This window comes from Devosia sp. RR2S18 (assembly GCF_030177755.1).
Lineage (GTDB): Bacteria > Pseudomonadota > Alphaproteobacteria > Rhizobiales > Devosiaceae > Devosia > Devosia rhizosphaerae.
This window is the reverse complement of sequence record NZ_CP126539.1, coordinates 1-17322: the sequence shown is the minus strand read 5'-3', so window position 1 is coordinate 17322 and position 17322 is coordinate 1. Positions and strand designations below refer to the sequence as shown.

The 17322-nt window shown below is 61.3% G+C and carries 10 protein-coding genes and 1 pseudogene; all 11 read right to left on the bottom strand.

Annotated features, from left to right (window positions below):
- Positions 1-410: 410 nt before the first annotated feature.
- Complete coding sequence (locus tag QOV41_RS00055) at positions 411-653, bottom strand: hypothetical protein (RefSeq protein WP_284578695.1); 243 nt, start codon at positions 651-653, stop codon at positions 411-413.
- Complete coding sequence (locus tag QOV41_RS00050; RefSeq protein ID WP_284578693.1) at positions 646-2619, bottom strand: AAA family ATPase; 1974 nt, start codon at positions 2617-2619, stop codon at positions 646-648. The genes QOV41_RS00055 and QOV41_RS00050 overlap by 8 nt, the downstream gene beginning before the upstream one ends.
- Before the next feature lie 330 nt (positions 2620-2949).
- Positions 2950-4491 (bottom strand): annotated as a pseudogene (gene tnpC / locus QOV41_RS00045) (IS66 family transposase).
- 69 nt (positions 4492-4560) lie between these two features.
- Positions 4561-4914 (bottom strand): IS66 family insertion sequence element accessory protein TnpB, encoded by a 354-nt coding sequence (gene tnpB / locus QOV41_RS00040; protein WP_284577182.1) that lies wholly within the window; start codon positions 4912-4914, stop codon positions 4561-4563.
- A complete protein-coding gene (tnpA, locus tag QOV41_RS00035; protein WP_284577183.1) occupies positions 4911-5303 on the bottom strand; it encodes an IS66-like element accessory protein TnpA in 393 nt (130 codons plus the stop codon). The genes tnpB and tnpA overlap by 4 nt, the downstream gene beginning before the upstream one ends.
- 862 nt (positions 5304-6165) lie before the next feature.
- Positions 6166-7368, bottom strand: a complete 1203-nt coding sequence (locus QOV41_RS00030; protein ID WP_284577339.1) for an IS256 family transposase — start codon at positions 7366-7368, stop codon at positions 6166-6168.
- A gap of 82 nt (positions 7369-7450) precedes the next feature.
- Positions 7451-10258: a DEAD/DEAH box helicase gene (locus QOV41_RS00025; protein WP_284578691.1), complete on the bottom strand. Its 2808-nt coding sequence runs from the start codon at positions 10256-10258 to the stop codon at positions 7451-7453.
- Positions 10259-10436: 178 nt separating this feature from the next.
- Complete coding sequence (gene gyrB / locus QOV41_RS00020) at positions 10437-12890, bottom strand: DNA topoisomerase (ATP-hydrolyzing) subunit B (protein ID WP_284578690.1); 2454 nt, start codon at positions 12888-12890, stop codon at positions 10437-10439.
- Between the two features lie 102 nt (positions 12891-12992).
- The gene (recF, locus tag QOV41_RS00015) at positions 12993-14102 is read right to left on the bottom strand and encodes a DNA replication/repair protein RecF (protein ID WP_284581391.1); all 1110 of its coding nucleotides are present in this window, start codon (positions 14100-14102) and stop codon (positions 12993-12995) included.
- 12 nt (positions 14103-14114) lie between these two features.
- A complete protein-coding gene (gene dnaN, locus QOV41_RS00010) occupies positions 14115-15236 on the bottom strand; it encodes a DNA polymerase III subunit beta (protein WP_284578688.1) in 1122 nt (373 codons plus the stop codon).
- 185 nt (positions 15237-15421) lie between these two features.
- On the bottom strand, positions 15422-16870 hold the full coding sequence (gene dnaA, locus QOV41_RS00005; protein WP_284578686.1) for a chromosomal replication initiator protein DnaA: 1449 nt from the start codon (positions 16868-16870) through the stop codon (positions 15422-15424).
- Positions 16871-17322: the final 452 nt, after the last annotated feature.

Here is a 17322-nt window from a genome sequence, read left to right as displayed (position 1 = left end):
CAGTGTCCTAGCGGACCGCGTTTGGCTATTTTCTCGGTGGCTAGCAGGAGAGGGCAGAGATGGATCACGGCTTGAGACTCCAGGTCTGGACGAGCTTCCAAGTAGGCAAAGACGGGGAAACGAACACACTCCCGACGAAGAAGGGGAGCGTTGGACACACGGGGAAAGGTGGGTTGGGGTGTCGACCTGGGTTTTGGTCGACGGTCAGCAACGACCGGCCCGGCTCTAAAGCTCGGAGCGGCGCCCCACCGAGGGGCATAGACATAGGTGGGCAAGGTTGCTGAACATGGTCGGCGCAAACAGCACACTGCGCTGGGGGATGCAATCCTTGCCATGAAACGATCGCTCGCCATGGGTTAAGCTCCCTTACCGGGAGCTTAACAATTGCTGCGAGCCGAGTACCGGCTTGTTCACGATACATCGTCATCGCTTTGCTGCCAGGGGCTGCGCCGCCGCTTGTTCAACGGAAAGCGCACCACCCGCTGACCCGGATCGTAAGGCTCGGTAGTACCCGCCTTCCGCTCGGCCTCGCACTTGGCTGTCAGCGCGATGGCGACCAGCGCACGGTGGGCGGCATCCTCGAAGCCGGCTTCTCCGAATTCGTCATGGACGCGAAGCAGCCGGGTGAGGACGCGGATCAGCAACTCATCCATGGCGGCGGTCTCCCTTGACCTGGCGGTTAGTCTTGGAGACACCGCGGAAAATCGCGGCAAACTGCGGTCCGCTGAGGTGACGGAACTGCAGCAGGGCTTCTGCCACTGCCTCCACAACCATACGGTTGGCTTCGACGATCTGCAGGCTGCTGGCATAGACCCGCTGCAGGTCCGCCTCCACCGTCTTTGTGAGCACCGGATCGAAAGACAGAAGCTGGGTGACGTTCTGCGGCGCAGCCCGGTGGAGCAGGTGTCCGCCCATGCCGAACGAGGTATGGATCAGCGCCAGAAAGTAGGTCGCCTTGGCCAGGTCACTCTCTTCGCCACCCCCGGCACCGGTGCTGATCGAACCCAGAACAACCTGCTCGCCACAGCGGCCCGCAAGATTGATGGTGGCCAGCTTCTCGATGTCCTCCCGGGACAGCACTGCGTCTTCGGTGAGCTCGACCATGGTGTGGCCGCCATTCTGCCCCTGACGGGGGATGATGGACACGCTGGTGACGGAGCCCTCCTGAAGGACATGGCCGACCACCGCATGGGCCGCCTCATGGATGGCAATACGGCGAAGCAAAGCCGGGGAGCGGTTGTCGGGCGGCGCAACCTGGGCGATCAAATCGTCGATGGTGAGAGGGCGGTTCTCCTGGCGCGCCGCGCTGCGGGCACCCTTCACCCATCCGGTGACATCCGCACCGGTGGAGCCGACACCCAGCATGGCGACGTGGCGAAGATCTTCCCCGGCCAGATCGGGACCGAGGTGCTGGTGGAGAATGCCGTTCAAGGCGTCCGCGTCAGGCGGTTCGATGTGGATGATCTTGGACAGGCGCCCCGGCCGCACCAATGCCGGGTCGAGCTTCTCGGGGTGGTTGGTGGCGCCTACGACGATCACCTTCGAGCTCAATCCCGAGGCAGCACTGTCGAGCTTGAGCAGCAGGTGTCCGACTACTGGCATCCACCAGGCAGCGCTTCGATCCCCATCGAGGTTGCCGCGGTTCGGGATTCCCTCGCATTCATCGATGAACACGATGCTCGGTGCCACAGCTGCGGCCTGCGCGAAGGTCTGGTCGATCTGCTTGATGACGCTGTCCAGATAGCCGGGGCCGTTGGCGAACCATTCGCTCATGGAAGTGGCGATCAGCGGGATGCGGGCGGTCTTGGCCAGGCTGCGGATCAGCGTGCTCTTGCCCATGCCCGGAGGCGACGCCAGAACCACGGTGCGCTCAATGGCGGAGAAGTCCAGCTCTCCCCGACGCCAGGCGGCAAGGTCGGCTACAACACCCTGCGCCCAGGCCATAGCAGGCCCATACCCGAACAACTTTTCCAGTTCCGGAATTTCCGCAAGATTCGGGTCTGCAGCGGTCTTGGCTTGGGCAGCGGCCACCAGACGTTCGACGCAAGCCTTCGCCGAACTGCCCAGACGCAAAGCGGCACAGATGTCGGCATAGTCCAGACCATCGGCGATTCCTTCGGGCATGCTCCGGGGTTGGCGTCCGGTTACCAGCTTGATGGCCGCACGGATAAGCTCGTCGTCGGGGTTCTTGATAACCAAATAGAGATCCGCGGATGCGACCAATGCCGGCGGCAGATAGGCATGCGGCGCCTGTGAGATTCCGAGCGTGCGCCCACCGGCGGCGAGGGTCTGGATGGCCTGGTCGGATGGCAGCTCGTTACGATAGCGGGCCTTCTCGGGTTCGGTGCAGGTCAGCACGAACTTCCAGTTGCCCAGGCGCTTGGCGGCGGTGGCGAGCGGCTCCACCCATGCACGGCTGGGGGCCTCGATCACCACGCTGATGGTGGTGTCACGGCTTGCCTGCAGCTGCTGCTTCAGCGTCATCGCCCGGTTGAGCATCAGCTCCGGCAGGATGCGTGTCGCCATGCGGTTTGGCCTGGACCGGATCAGGGATGTCTCCATTGCCTCGAGTTGCTCGAGGACGTGGTCGTTGTATTCGTCGTTGTCGTTGTCAGCCATTGCTGCCTCGTTCTCCGGCCGAGGCGCAGACGAGCGACTACGCGCCCGCCGAACCCGGCTGGGTGAAATGGCGCCGCTTGGGTCGCCGGAATGATGGGGAGTTCATGAGGTCCTTAAAGGACGGGCCGTTTGACGTAAGCGGTGTTCTGCGGCCACTTGGGCTCAGGGTCGAGGGAACTGAACGACGTTGTTGCCGCGCATGAAGGCGATGGCTCCTTCGCTGTTTAGAGCGGCTAAGGCAGCATCGCGCGCCTCGCTGTCGGTCTCGAACTGATTGGGAGGGCGCCTCGTTGCTGGTGGTTTCCGATTATGCCGCCAGAGCCAAGAGCGTCAATCGCCCAGCTTTGCAGCATAGTTCCACGGCAGCAGATCGTTGATGCGGCTCTGCTTGTAGTCGGCGATGATGGCGTGGAGTGTTGCGGCCAGCCAGGCATAGGGATCGACAGCGTTGAGCTTGCAGGTTTCGATCAACGAGGCGATGACAGCCCAGTTTTCAGCACCGGCATCATGGCCGGCGAAGAGCGCGTTCTTCCGGTTCAGCGCGATCGGGCGGATGGTCCGCTCAACGGTATTGTTGTCGAGCTCGATGCGGCCATCGGTGAGGAACAGCACTAACCCCGACCAGTATTTGGCGATGTAGCTCAAGGCCTCCCCAAGCGGCGCTTTCGCGGAGACGCGGGCGCGATGAAGGTCGAGCCAAGCCTTTGTCCGGGCGACGGCTGGTCCGGATCGTTCCTGGCGAGCAGCGAGACGCTGTTCGGGGCCCAGGCCTCGGATCTCGGCTTCGATGGTATAGAGCTCGCCGATGAGCCGCACACCCCTTCCGCAATCGGGGCGGTGCCGGCGCGCGTGATCTCGATCAGCTTGCGACGGGCATGGGCCCAGCAATAGGCGAGTTGGATACCCGCGCCGACGCGGCGGGCGCGATCAGTCGGTTGTAGCCGGCATAGCCATCCACCTGCAGGATGCCGCCAAAGCCCTGCAATATCTGTTCGGCATGAAGACCACCTCGGCCCGGGGCATAGGTGAAGGCAACACCGGGTGGTGCGGTGCCATTCCAGGGACGATCATCGCGGGCCAGGGCCCAGAAGTATCCGGTCTTGGTTTTGGGGCACCGGGATCGAGCACTGGCGCGCGAGTTTCATCCATGAACAGCTTGGATGAGCGCTTCAGATCCGCCATTAGGGCAGCATAGACCGGACGCAACTCGAAGGCGGCCCGACCAACCCAGTCGGCCAGCGTTGAGCGGTCCAGATCAACACCCTGACGACTGAAGATCTGCGCCTGGCGATAGAGCGGGAGGTGGTCCGCATACTTGCTGACCAGGACATGGGCGACCGTGGCCTCGGTCGGCAGCCCGCCAGGGATCAGCCGAGCGGGCGCCGGCGCCTGCACCACGCCGTCGGTGCAGGACCGGCAGGCATATTTGGGGCGACGGGTCACGATCACGCGGAACTGGGCCGGGATCACGTCGAGCCGCTCGGAGACGTCCTCGCCGATGCAGTGCAGCCCGCCGCCACAGCCACAGACCAGGCTTTCGGGTTCGATGATCTCTTCGATCCGCGGCAGGTGTTTGGGGAGTGAACCACGATTGGTACTGCGCGGCTTGGCCGGACGTCGGGCCAGCCGGTCCTCGGCGTCCTCCGCGGCCTGGACAACCGCGATTGCCATTTCCAGATCCTCCAGCGCCAGCTCGAACTGGTCCGGGTCGCTCTTTTCCGATCGACGCCCGAAGGCCGCCTGCTTGAACGCGGCAACCAGCTTTTCCAGTTGAGCGATCCGCTCGTCCTTGCGCTGATCACGCACCTCCGCTGCGATCAGCATCGCCTTGAGGGCAGCAATGTCATCGGGAAGTTCGGCGGCATCGAGCATGGCCAGAATCTACCAGATCAGGCGCCGCCGATCCCGCAAAAAGACCAGCCCTGAGTCATCCTGCCGCAGTTATTCGACCGCTTCTGGTGCCCGCGCTTCTACCGCCCGAACCCGCCGCCAGTCGAGCCCAGAGAACAGCGCCTCGAACTGCGCGTGGCTCAACGTCATCAGGCCGTCCTTCACCGCAGGCCAGCTGAAGTTGTGCTCTTCGAGGCGCTTGTAGGCCATGACGAGACCCGTGCCATCCCAGTAGAGCAACTTCAGCCGATCGCTTTTGCGAGCACGGAACACGAAGACCGTGCCGGTGAACGGGTCCTCGTGCAACACGTTCTTGACCAGCGCAGCCAGGCTGTCGTGACCTTTGCGGAAGTCGATCGGCTTGGTGGCTACCATGATCCGCACCCGGTTCGAGGGGAAGATCATGTGATCGCCGTCAGTGCACGAACGACCGAAGCAATCCGGCGCGCGGAGGCACCTGGCTCCAGCCGGATGACCACCGATCCCAGCACGATCTCCGGCCCGACCGCCGCCACTGGTTCCGCCGCCGTTACATCCTCAACGACTGGAGCGACCATCAACGTCGCGAACTCCATCTGGTCCTTTGGCGCCGGTAGCACCAGCTTCCCGTTTCTAGCCATCGTCCGCCACGAGGAGACATGGTTGGCCTTCAGACCATGCCGCAGCGCGACCTCGCCCACCGTGGTCCCAGGTCGAAGTGTCTCGGCGACAATCCGAGCCTTCTCATCATCGGGCCATTGCCGGTTGCGGCGGCGCCTACCGCCACTTGTGAGAAACTCCAATGGAGCGTCCATGGAGAACCTCCCGCACCAACTTCAATCCGTGCGGAATCTCATGGCTGACAAAAGAACGGAAGGTGGGGCGGGAACACCGCTTACCGTTTGACCCATAGTCGATGGTCTATTCGGCCGAAGAGGAGGCGAGCAGGCGTGAAGAGTCGAACCCGCGACCGACGCTTTTGCTTGTCGGGGTCAGCTTCGCCGGCAATGTCTTGGTCGGGGAGGAGCATGGAAGGAACCGTGATGGTGTCCTTCGATGCAAAACCGCAGCTAGAGCTGGGTTCCGGAACGCTGAAGGACAACGCGATCCGAGCGGCTGCAGGTGGGCGCCGCCTGTAGGAGTTCGCGTTTGCGTATAGTCATCAGCGTGGTCATGGTGAACAAATAGCGAACCTGGAAAGTCGAGTCAACAGCCACAGAATCAGAGCAGATGTCGAACTTGAGGTCTCCAGGTGCTCGGCAAGTTCGATCACTCGGCGCAGAAAATTTTCAGCTGCACACCAACCGATTGGCAAGCTGAATAGGCGGATAGCACCAAGTGATAAAACTGAAGCACATGCGCCTTTGGTGGCTTGGCCTTGAACTCTGCTTCTAAGCTTTTTCTTGACAGCATTCCCCCTGAACACACGAGCCAGATAGATCGTTCAGCTGAGGGAATGGTGCGAACACGCTCCAGAAGCCGCCGAAAAGCGATTGATGTAGGGCCGGCGCGTCTTCGGGCGATGGTGTCTGTGACCTTGGTTGCTCCCTTTCCCCGGCTCATGGTCCACGGCCGATCGAAGCGAGTGGGCGAACCAGGTAGAGGAGTTCGATCGTGTCCTTCGGCGTGGTGTAACTGAGGCAGGGCCTCCACGCATATCCGGCTTGGCCGGGTTGGTCAGCGTGCGGGGACTGCCGGCAGGCTGACGAGGGGATCATCGCTCAAATGGGCAACGGATTCCAGCGACATGTATCTGGCGCGCTGCACAGCCCACTCATCGTTTTGCTCGAGCAGGATGGCGCCCACGAGCCGGACGATGGCATCCTCGTTGGGGAAGATGCCCACCACCTCGGTCCGGCGCTTCACCTCGCCATTGACCCGTTCTATCGGGTTGTTCGAGTGAAGCTTGGCCCGATGCTCCTTGGGGAAGCTCATATAGGCGAGGACGTCGTGCTCGGCCTCATCCATGATGGTGGCGAGCTTGGGCACGCGAGTGCGGATCTGGTCGGCAACGGCGCGCCATTGGATACTTGCGGCCTCAGGGGTCTCCTGGGCGAAGGCTGTAGCGATAAAGGCGCTGGCCACCCGGCGACCGCTCTTGCCAGCATGAGCAAGGACGTTGCGCATGAAGTGAACCCGGCAGCGTTGCCAGGTTGCACAAAGGACCTTGGTGACAGCCGCCTTGATGCCTTCATGAGCATCGGAGATGACCAGCTTCACGCCTCGTAGGCCGCGGCGGGTCAGCTTGCGCAGGAACTCGGTCCAGATCGCCTCGGCTTCCGAGGTGCCGATCTCCATGCCCAGCACCTCGCGTCTACCATCGGCGTTGACGCCGATAGCCATGATGGCAGCCACCGAGACAATGCGGCCACCCCGGCGCACCTTGAGGTAGGTGGCGTCGATCCACAGATAGGGCCAATCGCCCTCGATCGGTCGGTCCAGGAACGCTTTAACCTTACCGTCGATCTCCTCGCATAGCCGGCTCACCTGGCTTTTGGAGATGCCGCTCATGCCCATGGCCTTGACCAGGTCATCTACCGAGCGGGTGGAAATGCCTTGGATGTAGGCTTCTTGGATCACTGCCGTCAGCGCCTTCTCCGCCATCCGGCGCGGCTCAAGAAAGCCAGGGAAGTAGCTGCCCTTGCGCAGCTTGGGGATGCGCAGCTCGACTGTGCCGGCTCGTGTCTCCCAGTCCCGTTCGCGGTAGCCATTGCGCTGGACCCGCCGCTCAGTGCTCTTCTCGCCATAAGCGGCGCCGGTGGCAGCGCTAACCTCCAGCTCCATCAACCGTTCAGCAGCAAAGCCAATCATCTCGCGCAGAATATCGGCGTCGGGGGTCTTCTCTACCAGCGTGCGCAGGTTCATCATCGAGTCGGTCATCGGTGGTCCTTCAGGTGCAGGGTTGGGGTAAGCAACCAGACCTTACCGGAAATCCGTCGATGACCACCCAGCCGCTCGCTCGCTACGGCGCTCGTAATGGCGCGCTCGCGAGCGGCTTGACCAGCTCAGTTACACCACGTCCCGGGACACGACCAGGAGTTCCGTCACTCTTTAAGTAGGCCAGGTTCTTCACACCCTGCGCACAGACGTCATAAAATGCGGATGCCGAAACTCCTGGGTTTCCGTCCTTCCACTTAGCTACTACAAAGACTACCCGCGGGTTCGCAGGGTCGTCATCGACGGCCAAGAAGTCGCCGACTTCCTCGTTGAGATCATCGCAGACCAGCGCAGGGAAGGGAGCTCCCAGTACTGCTGGGCCGCGTGAAGGATTTAAAGCTTTATCGATGAAGCTGAAGAGGGAGTTATCCTCCCAATCATAAAAGTTGCCCCCCCTCACTGGCCCCTTTTCTGATGTGATAGCGCTCAACCCAGTTATGGGCTTGATCAGATCCAACACCATGCCACCAGCTCCCTTTGGATCTGCCAAGTTCAGATCAAGAGCGTAGAAAGCGCCCGAAACATAGGCGTGCGACATGTCCGAAGTAATGATCCTGAAGGGCTGTTGCTGATTCAGCCGCCGCGTCAGTGAGATTTTTTCATTGTCCCTGGATTTGTACCTACTCAATCCGGGTGACGTGAGCCAGTACTTCCGCTTCTTCTTGTTCCACTCGATCCATACGTCATGTGCCTTGCCATCAACCACAAGGCTGAAGCGGAAAGGTCCATGTGCGCCTGGATTTGCATCCGGGAACACATCGACACAGAGATTTTCTGTCTCGATCTCGGAGGCACCTTCGTTGGCGGTTTGAAATTGTCCCAGTACCTCAAGCATGTCGACGAGAATGTTCACAGGCGTGGTATCCGCCGGAACCGCGGTGGGCAGTGCGAACCTCGAGAACAGAGAGGCAGTTTTTGCCGCGGCGTCCAACTCGTCATTTACCGAGATACACCACTTACCGAAGTCTTCCGCTGTGCTCCTGGCTCCGTCTCCTTCTCGAACCCTGGCTGTGTCGAAACCTACTGCACGGCGCTTCCTCGAAACGTACCCGGTAGCTCGTGTCACCACATTTAGGTGCTCTCCCAGAAAAACTCCGGAGCGCTGGAGAGAACGCGCCGCTAAACTTCGAGACCGAAGAGCGAGCGGACCCAGATCCGTATTCTTCACGCTTATGTAGGAAATCGTGTTCTCAGAGCTGTCCGGCAGGAGAGACTGTAGTGTCTTGGGGTCGATCCGCGGACCGATGCCATCGATCTCGTTGATCCACAATCCGGCACTGTCGTAGAAAAACAGCCGTCCTCCGCACTTCGCATAGATTGTGATCTCGAGCGACGCTCCATGAAAGAGGTAGCCGGCGAGAAATGGAGAGGGGTTTAGCCGGAGGGTGACATGATACCGGCAGCTCCCGCCAAGTGCAGAACCGGTGAGCGCTTCATGGCGATCATCTTCGCTCAGCGCCGCTGATATGCGCTCCTGCAGCTCAGCCAAATCCATGTCAGCCTCGACGCTATAGACAAGCGCTGAAAGGGGGAACCGCAGATCTTCATGTATCTCATCGCTTCCTAGATCCAATCGCTGGCGGAACTTCCCTGCGACGTAGTCCATCATCGGCAAAGCTGCGATGAGATCGTTCAGCACTTTGGCATCGTTACGGATGAACGGCTTGCCACCATTCTTGACGCATTCGGCATCATAATGGAGGAAGCTCTTCCAATCCTCCACCACCCCGTCACCTTGCCGACCGATCAGATAAGCTTTCTCTGCTGGTTCTCCTACCTTGGATGGATGACGAATGACGCGTCCAGCCTGTTGAACCAACATGCGCGTGTTGTTGAATGGTTCGAATAGCGCAACAACTGCACAGGAAGGATCGTCAATCCCCTCGATAAGCATGTACTGGTGGATGAGGAATCGTTCGCCGCGCTGTGAGATTTCGCTTGGCACTTCGGAGTGCAATCCGGGCTCACTTCTGGACTTGAAGTTGTGGTGGACCGCAATTACGCCATCGTCACGTCCTGCCAAGGCATTGTTGAAGGCCTGATGTAGCTCAAGAACGGAGCTCTCGCTCCCGGCTCGGATGATGACCTTATTGTTCTTTGTGAATCGACCACTGGCGACCAGGCCGTCCACGATCCCAAGGATTTGTCCAGCGAACGTGTCCGAATTGATGGAAAGAGAGTGCTCAGCTACTTCAATTCCTCTAATCAGGTTCTGCTCCACCGCCTCGGCGAAGGAGACGAAGTGGATGTGGTCATCGTCGACATCAAATAGCTTCAGGTCTCCCCGGAACGGAGTGGCGCTGAACAGCACGGTTGGCACATTGAAAGCTCGAATCGCCTCCGCCCACGAGGGCGCTGGTTCCCGGTGCCCTTCGTCGAAGATGATTGTCCCAATTAAGTCGTGGATTTGCTCGCCTAGCCCTTCTGCATGTATCTGTTGAAGAGCTTGGATGGTGCCAACGACTATGGTGCGTTTGCCAGCGTTCTCGCCAATTGCTTTCACCACCTTCGCCACTGTGCTGGGCAAAATGGGTGTGACAAGTTCTGGCTTCCATGCGTGATCGGCACCGATTTTGTTCCAGAAGCCACCGTCGAACTGTTTATGGAGTTGCTCAACGAGGGCTGCTGAGGGGCACACGACCAAAACTGGTGCAATGCATGCTCGCCTTGTGGCCAACACTGCCATTACCCCCGTCTTGCCTGTCCCGGTCGGCATATGGATTAGGCAGCCTTTCTTGCTACCAGACTTAAAATAGGCCTCCGCTGCAGTGACAGCTTTGTTCTGGTGCTCCCAAAGAGCGAGCTCGTTTAAACTCGTCGTTGCTACGCTCACTGAACAGCCTCTTCAGGGGTACAGTCCGCGGCTCTTTCGACTGACCGGTTGTAGCTGCGGCTTTGACCTAACGTCACCAGGGCCAGCATAAATGCTGGCCCTACTTCACTTTATCGGGGGATTCCGCAGCAGCTTACGGGGTAAAAGTGCAGCTTATGCGTCCCTGCACAACCTTCGCTTAGACGTCGAGATTGCTGACGCTCAGTGCGTTGTCCTGGATGAAGTCGCGCCGGGGCTCGACCAAATCGCCCATAAGCGCCGTGAAGATCGAGTCCGCTTCGCTCGACTCGTCGATCTGCACCTTGAGCAAGGTGCGCGCATTGGGATCGAGCGTGGTTTCCCACAGCTGGAGGGCGTTCATCTCGCCCAGCCCTTTGTAACGCTGCAGCGATACGCCCTTCCGGCCGGCATCCGTCACGCCCTTGAAGAGCGAGGAGGGACCGAAGATCGGGGTGCTCTCGCCCTTGCGAGTCAGTGTCGGTACGCCGCCAAAGAGCTCGTCGAGACGGCTCGCCAACTGGCGCAGGCGCCGCGCATCGGCGCTCTGCAGCAAGGCCTTGTCGATCAGGTGGCGCTCGGTCACGCCGCGGATGGTGCGCGAGAAGGCCAGATCTTCGCTGTCGGTCAATTCGCCGGTCCAGCCACGTTCCAGCTCGTCGCTGATGCGGTCGAGCCGATTGGCGACGCGGCCAATGGTTTCCTCGTTGCGCGATGGGTCGGACAGGCCCTCGGGATCGAGGCCACCCACAATGGCTGCCTGCTCGACGAGGCTGCGATTGTAGCGCGTGTTGAGGTTGTTGATGGCGTGCGTGATATCGCGCGCCTGCTGAAGAATGGACATGAGGTCCGGTCCGGCATGCTCGACGCCGTCGCGTGTCTTGAATACAGCCTCTTCGAGGCCAGCATCGAGCAGATAGTCCTCGAGTGCGCGTTCGTCCTTGAGGTACTGCTCGGAGCGGCCGCGCGTCGCCTTATAAAGCGGCGGCTGCGCGATATAGATGTGGCCGCGCTCGATCAGGGCCGGCGTCTGACGGTAGAAGAAGGTGAGCAGCAGCGTGCGAATATGGGCGCCGTCCACGTCAGCGTCCGTCATGATGATGATTTTGTGGTAGCGCAGCTTGTCGGCGTTGAACTCTTCCCGGCCGATGCCGGTGCCCAGCGCCGTGATCAGCGTGCCGACCTGATCGGAGGAGATCATGCGGTCAAAGCGCGCCCGCTCCACATTGAGGATCTTGCCGCGCAGCGGCAGCACGGCCTGGTTGGAGCGGTCGCGGCCCTGCTTGGCCGAGCCACCTGCCGAGTCACCTTCCACGATGAAAATTTCGCTCTTGGCGGGATCGCGTTCCTGGCAGTCGGCGAGCTTGCCGGGCAGCGAGGAGATTTCGAGCGCTCCCTTGCGCCGCGTCAGTTCGCGCGCCTTGCGTGCGGCTTCACGCGCGGCTGCGGCTTCGGCGACCTTGCCCACGATGATCTTGGCTTCGTTGGGGTGTTCTTCGAACCACTGCCCCAGCTTCTCGTTGACGATGTTCTCGACCACCGGCCGCACTTCGGACGAGACGAGCTTGTCCTTGGTTTGGCTGGAAAACTTGGGATCAGGAACCTTGACCGATAGGACGCAGGTCAGTCCTTCGCGCGTATCGTCGCCGGTAACCGAGACCTTTTCCTTCTTGGCGATACCAGAAGACTCGGCATAGCCGGTCACCTGCCGCGTCAGCGCGCCACGCAAACCGGCTAAGTGCGTACCGCCGTCGCGCTGGGGAATGTTGTTGGTGAAGCACAGCACGTTTTCGTGGTAGCTGTCGTTCCATTGCAGCGCCACTTCGACGGTAATGCCGTCCTTCTCGCTGATCATGGTGATCGGCGCATCGATGACGGGCTGCTTGGCCTTGTCGAGATAGCGCACGAAGGCTTCGAGCCCACCCTCATAGAACAGCTCAACCTCGACCGGCTCGGGGTGCCGGCGATCAGCCAGGAGAATGCGCACGCCAGAATTGAGGAAGGCCAGCTCGCGCAGGCGGTGCTCCAGCGTCTTGAAGTCGAACTCCACCATGGTGAAGGTTTGCTGGCTGGGCTGGAAAGTGATCTCGGTGCCCGAGCGGCCTTCATAGGTGCCCGGCTGCTTGTTGGGCTCATAGGTGCCGATCTGCGCCAGCGGCGCATCGGCATCGCCATGGGTAAAGCTCATCTCGTGGATCTTGCCGTCGCGGCGGATCTTGAGCCGGAGCCAGATCGAAAGGGCATTGACCACCGAAACGCCCACGCCATGGAGGCCGCCCGAGACCTTGTAGGAGTTCTGGTCGAACTTACCGCCGGCATGCAACTGGGTCATGATGACCTCAGCCGCCGAGACGCCCTCTTCCTTGTGGATGTCGGTGGGGATACCCCGACCATTGTCGATCACGGTGACCGAACCGTCAGCGTTGAGGGTCACCGTCACCAGGTCGGCATGACCGGCTAGCGCCTCGTCGATGGCGTTGTCGACCACCTCATAGACCATGTGATGCAGGCCGGAGCCGTCATCCGTATCCCCGATATACATGCCTGGGCGCTTGCGCACCGCGTCGAGGCCCTTGAGCACTTTGATGCTGTCTGCGCCGTATTCGTTGGGAAGGATGTTTTCGCTATCGGTCATGGGGTCCGAATCAGTGGTTTTCGCGTGGTTCCGTTCTAGCGGAACGGGGGTGTAAGCCCAAGCGGATTGGGCTTTTCGAGCTCGTTTTGCCGGGGTTTTCGGCTAGTCTTGGTAGAGGCGTCCGTCGCGCACGGTCACCATCTGTGCCCGGCTGCCCAGCGCCTCAAAGAGGAGGCGGTCCGTGCCGGTCAAAAAGCACTGCGTGGCCAGCCCATCCAGCGCTTCGAACAGCGCCCGTCGCCGGTCCGGATCGAGATGGGCTGCGATCTCGTCGAGCAACAGGAAGGGCGTGATCTGCGTTCTGAGCTTGACGAGGAGCGCATGCGCCAGGATGAGGCCGATCAGGAGGGCCTTCTGCTCGCCGGTCGAGCCCAGCGCCGCCGGCACGCCCTTTTGCCGATAGGTGACTTCGAGATCCACTCGGTGTGGCCCTAATATGGTGCGTCCCGCCGCGCGATCAACCCCGCGGCTGCCCTGCCAGGCGGTGCGGAGCGCGGTTTCCAGTTCGGCGGCGGAGGTGCCCTCATGCCCCTCTTCAAAGAGCGGCGTCAGCGCCAGATGGGCGGACGGAAAGCTCTCATCGACCAGGCTTTGCCCGATCAGGGTTTCGAGATGGAGGAGGCTATCGGTGCGGGCGAGGTGGACAGCTGCGCCCAGTTCGGCCATTTGCGCCTCGATGGCGCTGAGCCAGGCCGAGTTCCCGTTCTCGTCCAAAAGCTTGTTGCGCTGCCGCATGGTCCGTTCATAGTCCGAAACGGCAGCAGAATGAGACGGGATGAGCGTGGTCACCAGCCGGTCGAGGAACCGCCGACGCTCGCTGGCAGGCCCCGAGAACAGCCCGTCCATGCTCGGCGTCAGCCACAGCACGCGCAGATATTCGCTCATGGACTCGATGGAGCGGGCATTGGCGCCGTTGATGCGGACGCGCCGCCCGCCTTCGGGCGTTGCGCCGGTGCCGATGTCGGTAGGACCTTCATCTGCTTCCACGGTCGCCGCGACCGCCCAGCCGCTGTCGCTGCCGCTTGCCTGCACGGTGTCGAAGCTGGCGCGCCGGAGTCCGCGCCCCGGCGAGAGCAGCGAGACTGCCTCGAGCAGGTTGGTCTTGCCCGCGCCGTTCGGCCCGGTCAGCACAAGGTGCCGGCCATCGAGGTCGAGCGCTGCCGACTGATAGTTGCGGAACGCGGTGAGGCGCAGGCGGGAAAGGTGGCGGATCGTGACCTGCCCCTAGACTCGCATCGGCATCAGCACGTAGAGCGAGCTGGTCTCGCCCTCTTCCTTGACCAGCGTGGGCGAGCCGGCATCGTTGAACATGAAGATCGCCGATTCCGATCGGATCTGGCCGACGATGTCGAGCAGGTAACGCGCATTGAAGCCAATCTCGAAGCCGTCGGTTTCAAAGTCGACGGGAAGTTCTTCGCTGGCTGTGCCATGATCCGGGTTGGTGACGGAAAGCTCAAGCAGGCCATCTTTCGCCGAAAGCTTCACGGCCTTGCCGCCGCGGTCCGAGGCGATGGTCGAGACGCGATCCACGGCAATGGCAAAGCTCGCCCGGTCGACATTCATCTGCTTGTCGTTGTTCTTGGGGGTCACCCGCTCGTAATCGGGAAAGGTCCCCTCGATGAGCTTGGAGAGGAGCACCACCGAACCCACGGTGAAGCGGATCTTGGTATCGGAGACTTCGACTGCGACCTCTTCCTCGGCGCCATCGAGCAGCCTCTGGACTTCGCCCACGGTCTTCTTGGGAACGATGATGCCCGGCATGCCCTTGGCGCCCTGGGGCGCCTCCATCTCGGCACGGGCCAAACGATGACCATCGGTGGCGATGGCGCGCAGCACGGTGCCGGCATTGGAAACCTCCACGGTGTGGAAGTAGATGCCGTTGAGATAGTAGCGCGTTTCTTCATTGCTGATGGCGAATTGCGTCCGCTCGATCAACTCGCGCAGCGCCGTGGTCGGCATAGTGAACTGGTGGCCGAAATTGCCTGATTTAAGATCAGGAAAGCTGTCGGGCGAGAGGCACTGCAGGTTGAACCGCGACCGGCCCGAGGTCAGCACCATGTTCTCGCCGCCATCGGTTTCGAGCCGCACCTCGGCCCCATCGCTGAGCTTGCGCACGATTTCGTAAAGCGTGTGCGCCGGAACGGTGGTGGTGCCGGGGGTCGATACCATGGCGGGTACGCCTTCGGTCACCTCGATATCAAGGTCGGTCGCCCGCAACTCCACCTTGTCGTCAGCGGCCTTGAACAGCACGTTGGCCAGAATGGGATAGGTATTGCGCCGCTCCACCACCCGATGCACATGGCTCAGCGATTTGAGCAGATGATTGCGTTCGAGCGTGACTTTCATGGCTGGCAAATTCCTCGGCACTACACGGCTGCACTAGGCGACAAAAAACCCCGGCAGGCCGGGGTCTGGACGTTTACAGTTTCATAACGGATTAGCAAGAGTGGCAGGCCTTTTGCCGCAGCTATTACACAGCCGCGGTACGCCGCTGTGGCGCAGCACCAGGCATGCTGCTGCGCCTACGCGCCCTATTCCTCAAGCATGCGCTTAAGGAGTTCGATTTCCTGGCAAAGGTCGTGATCGTCCTTCATCATCTGCTCGACCTTGCGAACCGAATGGAGGACCGTGGTGTGGTCGCGGCCGCCAAAGCGGCGCCCGATCTCGGGTAGGGACCGGCTGGTCAGCGCCTTGGCGAGAAACATCGCGATCTGGCGCGGGCGGACGACGTCGCGCGAGCGGCGCGCCGACAGCAATTCGTTGCGAGGCACCTTGTAGTGACGCGACACCATCTTGAGAATGTCTTCGATCCGGACGCGCTTGGCGTCGCGGCTGCGAATGAGATCGGCAAGGGTCTTTTCCGCCAGGGGCACGGTGATCAGTTCGCCCGTGAGCTGGTTGGCGGCAACGAGCCGGTTGACGGCGCCATCGAGATCGCGGCCATGGCTGACCACCGCGCGGGCGATGTAGTCGATGACCGCGGCGGGGAAGTGCATGCCATAGCGGGCTGCCACCTGGTCGGCCCGGCGCTGGACGATCGAGCGTCGCAGTTCGAGATCGAAACCGCTGATCGGGACCACCAAGCCACCAGAGAGGCGCGAGCGAATGCGCTCATCGAGCATTTCGAGATCGCGGGGTGGCGCATCGGCCGCCACCACCACCTGCTTGGCGCCGGTTAGCAGCGTGCCCAGCGTGTGGCCGAACTCGGTGGCCGACTTGCCTTGGAGGAACTGCATGTCGTCGATCAGCAGCAGGTCGACCTTGCGCAGCCAGTCCTTGAAGCCGAGCGCCGACTGGCGCTGCACGGCTGCAATGAAGTGGTACATGAAATGGTCGGCCGTCAGATAGACGATATTCTTGGTCGGATCCGCCTCGGCCGTTGCATGGGCGATGGCATTGAGCAGGTGGGATTTACCCAGGCCAACCGTCGAATGAATATAAACCGGGTTGAACGTGACGGTGTTGTTGGCGGCAGCCTTGGCGATCTGCCTGGCCACGCCCAGCGCCATCTCGTTGGCCTCGCCTGCCACGAAGCTGTCAAAAGTCATGCGCGGGTCGATCGCGCTACCTGAAAGCGCGTCGCCGCGTGGCGCCGCATTTTCTCTGACCAGCCGCGGGGCTGCGGGAATTTCGATGCTGGGATCGGCGCCGTCCTTGGTCTCGACAGGTGCAGCTTCGGCTGGCGTTGCGGGGCGGAGCGACCGCACCTGTCCGCCATTGACGCGCAGGGTGATGTGGATACGGGCGACCGTCTCGTCGTCTTGCCGGAACGCCTCAAGGATACGTTCGGCGTAATTGGATTGCACCCAGGAACAGAGAAAGCGTGTGGGGGCGGATAGATGCACGACATCGCCAACTAGCTCTTCCAGCTCAAGCCGGGCAAACCAGGATGCAAACACATCCTCGCCAACGGACGCTTTGAGCCGGGCCCGCACGCGGGTCCAGAGTTCACGCTGGGCTTCGCCTTCGGAAGTGGTCATGACGGACAGCTCGCCTATGGTTGTCGGAGGAGTGGAGGAGGAACTGGCTTTGTCCCAATCCTGTCTTCCGGCGGTTGCCTGTCGCATCATCTAGTCTGCCCCGTTCTGTTGTCGCCGACTGGTCCGCAAAACCCCGTCAGCCCTCGATTGATCCATCCGCAGCCCGGACATTCTGTCCTGTCGCCACGGCCATGCCCCTGCACCCGCCAAACAGCGGACACACCTTTCCTGTCCGGTGACTCAATGCCACCAGCGTCGAACTCGTACTGTCACGTGATCCCGGTCAGAGCCGACCAGCTACCTCACTGGACATGCCGATCCGTTCGGATCAGCGATGAACCCAAGTGCCAACACCACTCTTACACGGTTTATCCAACTTGGCGGTGTGCCAGAATTGGACAGAAAAACGCCCCGATACTTAACCCTGCCAGCCTGTCTGGGCGCTCGTTTCT